Source organism: Microcoleus sp. S13_C5 (assembly GCF_036700845.1).
In the GTDB taxonomy this organism is placed as follows: Bacteria; Cyanobacteriota; Cyanobacteriia; order Cyanobacteriales; family Microcoleaceae; genus Microcoleus.
Genome location: NZ_JAUBPR010000305.1, coordinates 1 through 1,151, shown reverse-complemented (window position 1 = coordinate 1,151; position 1,151 = coordinate 1). Strand labels below are relative to the sequence as shown.

General features: G+C 46.8%; 1 protein-coding gene. It reads left to right on the top strand.

The window, feature by feature from the left end; all coding sequences use genetic code 11:
- Window positions 1-102: 102 nt before the first annotated feature.
- Window positions 103-1,151, top strand: a 1,049-nt coding sequence (locus tag QUA04_RS29765) for a transposase (protein WP_333264433.1), incomplete at its 3' end; no start/stop codon positions are given.

Here is a 1,151-nt window from a genome sequence, read left to right as displayed (position 1 = left end):
AATTACGGGAATTTCGTCAACAAGCTTATGAATGTCTCGGCAATGCCAAAGACGCCACCTTTGAACTAGCAGACGCGATAATGACGACTCGCCACGTCTCCTGTGCGAGGAGATTTAGCCCTCAATCCCTTATTTCGGCGTGAGTGGTCAAGCGTCTACGAAGCGCTGCAAGATTGTAGACCAGACCGAGACCAATTGATGCAACTGTACATCCAACAGATGTCAGAAGTAGAACGTCCAGTATTAGCGATCGATCATACGGCATGGTTGAGGCCCCATGCACGTACCCTCAAAGAACGTACCTATGAACATCAACCCACAGCCTTACCCCACGGTATACCTGTTGGCATCGGTCAAGGATATAGTACGATCGCACTAATACCTTCGATGAGTGGCAGTTGGGCGCTGCCATTGAGACACGAACGTATTACCAGTTGGGACAACCCGATAGGTAAAGGCGCTGAACAATTGGCACAAGTATGTCAATATCTTCAGCATAGACCCATCGCTCTATTGGATAGTGAATATGGGTGTGCACCTCTGGTTAAAGCCACCGCAGCCATTGCCGCCGATAAACTAATGCGTATTCGCTCCAATCGTTGCTTATGGTCAACACCCCCAGCCTATAGTGGTCAAGGCAGACCCAAAATTCACGGTCAACAGTTTAAGCTCAACGACTCTCAAAGCTGGTGGTCACCAGAACAAACTCTGGAATCTGTTGAGCCCAAACTGGGGAAAATTCGGTTAAGAAAATGGGATGACTTACATTTTCGAGGCAGTCCCAAACATCCAATGACCTTGATTTTAGTCGAACGTCTAGAAACTGTAACGGGTCGATTAAATAGTCAACCTTTGTGGTTAGTTTGGGTTGGTATCCAAATGCCGTCTCTGGCGGAAATTTGGCAACTGTATCTACGCCGCTTTGCCCTCGAACATTGGTATCGGTTAGCAAAACAAACTTTACATTGGACTGTGCCGAAGCTAAGCACACCAGAACAGTGTGAACGATGGAGTGATTTGATGCCTTTGCTAACCTGGCAATTATGGTTAGCTAAAGATGTAGTCAAAGAAATTCGTTTGCAGGCGGCCAAAGTCTCTGCCTCAATTGACGCCTGGAAGGGTTGTACAATCAATGTTTCCACTTTTAATCA